Raw genomic sequence first — 4393 nt, 5'->3', positions numbered from 1 at the left:
GTCACCAAGGGCGCGATGTACCACTACTTCGAGTCGAAGGACGATCTGCTCTTCGGCATCTACGACCGGCTGCTGACCCTGCAGAAGGCGCGGCTCGACGAGATCGTCGCCCGAGGAGGCGCCGTCGACGAGGTGCTGCGCGCGGTGGGCGTCGACGTCATCGAGACCTCCATCCAGTTCCTGCCCGAGGGCACGGTGTTCTTCCGGAGCTCCCACATGCTCTCCGCACCCCGCCAGCAGGAGGTCACGCGACGCCGGCGCGCCTACCACGACGAGGTCGCGAAGCTCCTGGAGCGAGGCCGGGCCGAAGGCCTCTTCCGCACCGACATCCCGGTGCCGGTGCTCATCGCCCACTTCTTCAGCGACGTCCACTACCTCTCGCAGTGGTACTCCCCCGGCGGCCCGGAGTCCGCGACGCAGGTGGCCGAGCAGCTGACCGATCTCTTCCTCACCAGCATCAGGACCACGAAGGAGTAGCCCATGCGCGCTTGGCACGTCACCCGCAACGGAGAACCCGAGGACGTCCTCGAACTCGTCGAGGTGCAGGATCCGACTCCGGATGCCGGTGAGGTGCTCGTGCGTGTGGCCGCCGTCGCCGCCAACTTCCCCGATGTGCTGCTTTCGCGCGGGGAGTACCAGGTGAAGCCCGACCTCCCCTTCATCCCCGGCATCGAGTTCGCCGGCACCGTGCAGGCGCTGGGGCCGGGTGTCGAGGGGTTCGCCGTCGGCGACCGGGTCGTCGGCGGCAAGATCGGCGTGCTGAGCGAGCTCGCCGTGCTGCCGGCGCGCGATCTGCAGCCCACTCCCGACGCCCTCGACGACATCGCCGCCTCGGGGCTCATGATCGCGTACCAGACGGCGTGGTTCGCCCTCCACCGCCGGGCCGCCCTGCGGCAGGGCGAGTGGCTGCTCGTGCACGCCGCCGCCGGCGGAGTGGGCGCCGCCACCGTGCAGCTCGGCGTCGCCGCCGGCGCGCACGTCATCGCCGTCGTCGGCAGCCAGGCCAAGGCCGCCGTCGCGCGCGACCTGGGCGCGCAAGAGGTGCTGGTGCGCGGCGTCGACGACATCCCGGCACGGGTCAAGGAGATCACGGGTGGGCACGGCGCCGACGTCGTCTTCGACCCGGTGGGCGGCTCGGCGTTCGAGGCGTCCACCCGATGCGTCGCCTTCGAGGGCCGCATCGTGGTGATCGGCTTCGCCAGCGGCGAGGTCCCGACGCTGCGCACGAACGTCGCACTGGTGAAGAACTTCGCGGTGCTCGGCCTGTACTGGGCGCTCTACTCCCAGCGCCGCCCCGACCTCGTGGCGGAGGCGCACGAAGCGCTCACCCGCCTCGCGGCATCCGGGGCGATCGCACCACTCGTCGACGAGGTGGTGCCGTTCGAGCGGGCGCCCGAGGCGATCCAGAAGCTCGCGGGCGGGCAGACCACCGGGCGGGTCGTGATCGAGGTCGGCAGATGACCTCGCCCTTCGACCTCACCGGCCGCACGGCCCTCGTCACGGGCGGGGCCCGCGGGCTCGGCGCCGCGTACGTGCGCGCCCTCCACGCGGCGGGCGCAGCGGTCGTCGTCGCCGACCTGCTCGACGACGAAGGCACGGCCCTCGTCGAAGAGCTCGGTCCCCGCGCCACGTTCGTGCACCTCGACGTCACCGAGGAAGAGGAATGGGATGCCGCCGTGGCGGTGTCCATGGCGCGCTTCGGCGCGCTCGACGTGCTCGTCAACAACGCCGGCATCGCCAACGCGGCACCCATCGAGCACTACTCCACGGCGAAGTGGCATGCCGTGATCGCGGTGAACCTCACCGGCACCTTCTTCGGCTGCCGCGCGGCGGTGCCGGCGATGGCCGCCGGCGGCGGCGGGTCGATCGTGAACATCTCGTCGGTGGAGGGGCTGCGGGGAAGCCCCGGCCTGCACGGATACACCGCCGCGAAGTTCGGCGTGCGGGGGCTGACGAAATCCCTCGCCGTCGAGCTCGGCCCGCGCGGCATCCGCGTCAACTCCGTGCACCCGGGGCTGATCCTCACCGACATGACGACGCGCATCGACCCCGCGCGCATCGACATCCCCCTGGGCAGGCCGGGCATCCCCGACGATGTCGTCGGCACGATCGTGTTCCTCGCCTCCGACGCGTCGCGCTTCACCAGCGGCGCCGAGTTCGTCGTCGACGGCGGCATGATCACCGGAATCCCCCACAAATAGCAGCCTGGTCACCGCAGCCGCCTGCTTTCGAATGCAACATACCGGCTGGTCGGTTTATGAGGTACAGTGGGGCCACCCGACACGAAGAGGTGCCGATGTCCTCCCTTGCCCCACCCGCTCCGCGGCTCGCCGTCACCGACCTGACCGTGACCTTCGGCGGCCTCACCGCGCTGCAGGACGTGTCGTTCGACGTCGCGCCGGCACAGGTCGTCGCCCTCATCGGACCGAACGGCGCCGGCAAGACAACGGTCTTCAACGCGGTGTGCGCGCTCGTCCGCAGCCGCGGCACCATCGTGCTCGACGGCCAGGCCATCCCGGCGCGCACGTCAGCGCTCACCGGCCGGGGCGTCGCGCGCACGCTGCAGGGCCTGGGCCTCTTCGACGGGGCCACCGTGCGCGAGAACGTCACGGTCCCCCTGAGCGGTCCCGGCACCCGCAAGAATGCCGCCGCCCGCGTGACCGCCGAACTCGCCACCCACGATCTGCTCGATGTGGCAGACGTTCCCGTCGCCGCACTGCCCTACCCGGTGCGCAAGCGCGTGGCGCTCGCGCGCGCCCTCGTCACCGACCCCCGCCTGCTGCTGCTGGACGAACCGGCCGGCGGCCTCGGCCACGACGACATCGCGGCCCTGGCGGCCACCGTACGCGCCACCGCCGACGCCGGCTGCGCGGTGCTGCTGGTCGAGCACCACGTCGACTTCGTCATGTCGGTCGCCGACCGCGTCGTCGTGCTGGACTTCGGGCGGGTGATCGCCCGCGGCACCCCCGACGAGGTGCGCAGCGACCCCGCCGTCGAAGAGGCGTACCTCGGGCTGAAGGCGACGGCATGAACGGCGCGCTGTCTTTTCACGAGCTCACCGTCGGCTACGGCGGCGAGCCGGTGCTGCACGACGTGTCGTTCGCGCTCGAGCCCGGCGAGATCGTCGCGCTCCTGGGCGCCAACGGCGCCGGCAAGACCACGCTGCTGCGCGCCCTCGCGGGGTTCGTGCGGCCGCTGCGCGGCGGCATCCGCCTCGACGGCGACGACCTCGCCCGGCTCAGCCCCGAGGACCGCGCCCGCCGCGGCATCGCCCAGGTTCCCGAAGGACGCAGCGTCGTGGCGGAGCTGACGGTCGACGAGAACCTGCGCCTGGGTGCGCTGTGGCGACACCGCGGCCGCGCCCGCGAGACGGCGATCGCCGAGATCTACGATCTGTTCGAGCCGCTCGCCCGCCGCCGCTCCGCGGACGGCCACCAGCTCTCCGGCGGCGAGCGCCAGATGCTCGCGCTCGGGCGCGCACTGGTGTCGCGCCCCCGCGTGCTCACGCTCGACGAGCCGTCGCTGGGACTGGCTCCGCTCGTGGTCGCCCAGCTGATGGCGACCCTCCGCGACGCCGCCGCACGGGATGACATGACCGTGCTGCTGGCGGAGCAGAACATCACCAGCGCCCTGTCGATCGCCGACCGCGGGGTCGTGCTCGACCTCGGACGCATCGTGGCGGATGCCGCAGCATCCGCCCTCGCCGACGACACCGCCCTGCGCCACGCCTACCTGGGATTCTGATGGACCGACTCGCCTTCCTGCTCGCCACCGGCCTCGCCCGCGGCGCGATCTTCGCCCTGTTCGCCCTGTCGCTCGTGCTCATCTGGCGCGCCGCGCGCATCATCAACTTCGCCCAGGGCGCCATGGCGCTGGTGGCGACGTACCTGGCGTTCGCCGTCACCGCCCTGACCGGCTCGTACGCGGCGGGCCTCGCCGCCGGCGTGCTCGGCGGCGCCGCGATGGGCTTCGTCGTCGAGCGGGGCCTCATGCGCCACGCGCCGCACCGCTCTCCCCTGGCCGGCATCATCATCGCCATCGGGCTGGTGATGGTGCTGCAGTCGCTGCTGGGCATCTTCTTCGGACCGCAGTACCGGCCGATGGCGGCGCCGTTCGATGAGACGCCCATCTTCGTCGGCGGGGTGCCGCTGCTCTCCCCCTACGACCTGTTCGTGCTGGTCGTGGCCCTGTCGGTCATGGGGATCCTCGCGCTGCTGTTCACCCGCACCTCTCTCGGACTGCAGCTGCGCGCATCGGCCTTCGCGCCCGAGGTGTCGCGCCTGCTCGGGGTGCGCGTGGATCGCATGGTGACGATCGGCTGGATGCTGTCGGCCGCGGTGGCAGCGCTCGCGGCGCTGCTGCTGATCCCCACCGAGCTGGGGCTCAACCCCCA

Annotated in this window: 6 protein-coding genes; all 6 read left to right on the top strand. The window is 72.0% G+C overall.

Annotation, left to right across the window (positions count from 1 at the left end):
• The coding region (locus tag NQ160_RS19345) for a TetR/AcrR family transcriptional regulator (RefSeq protein ID WP_257516743.1) at window positions 1–477 on the top strand (477 nt) is incomplete at its 5' end.
• A gap of 3 nt (window positions 478–480) precedes the next feature.
• The gene (locus NQ160_RS19340; protein WP_257516742.1) at window positions 481–1461 is read left to right on the top strand and encodes an NADPH:quinone oxidoreductase family protein; all 981 of its coding nucleotides are present in this window, start codon (window positions 481–483) and stop codon (window positions 1459–1461) included.
• On the top strand, window positions 1458–2201 hold the full coding sequence (locus tag NQ160_RS19335; RefSeq protein WP_257516741.1) for a glucose 1-dehydrogenase: 744 nt from the start codon (window positions 1458–1460) through the stop codon (window positions 2199–2201). Before NQ160_RS19340 ends, NQ160_RS19335 begins: the two co-directional genes overlap by 4 nt.
• Window positions 2202–2296: 95 nt before the next feature.
• Window positions 2297–3031 (top strand): ABC transporter ATP-binding protein, encoded by a 735-nt coding sequence (locus NQ160_RS19330; protein ID WP_257516740.1) that lies wholly within the window; start codon window positions 2297–2299, stop codon window positions 3029–3031.
• On the top strand, window positions 3028–3744 hold the full coding sequence (locus NQ160_RS19325; protein WP_257516739.1) for an ABC transporter ATP-binding protein: 717 nt from the start codon (window positions 3028–3030) through the stop codon (window positions 3742–3744). Before NQ160_RS19330 ends, NQ160_RS19325 begins: the two co-directional genes overlap by 4 nt.
• Window positions 3744–4393: branched-chain amino acid ABC transporter permease (locus NQ160_RS19320; RefSeq protein WP_257516738.1), on the top strand; the 650-nt coding region annotated here is incomplete at its 3' end. The genes NQ160_RS19325 and NQ160_RS19320, both read left to right, overlap by 1 nt.

This window comes from Microbacterium sp. zg.Y909 (genome assembly GCF_024626565.1).
The sequence above is the reverse complement of the archived record's forward strand: the minus strand, read 5'-3'. Positions and strand labels throughout refer to the sequence as shown.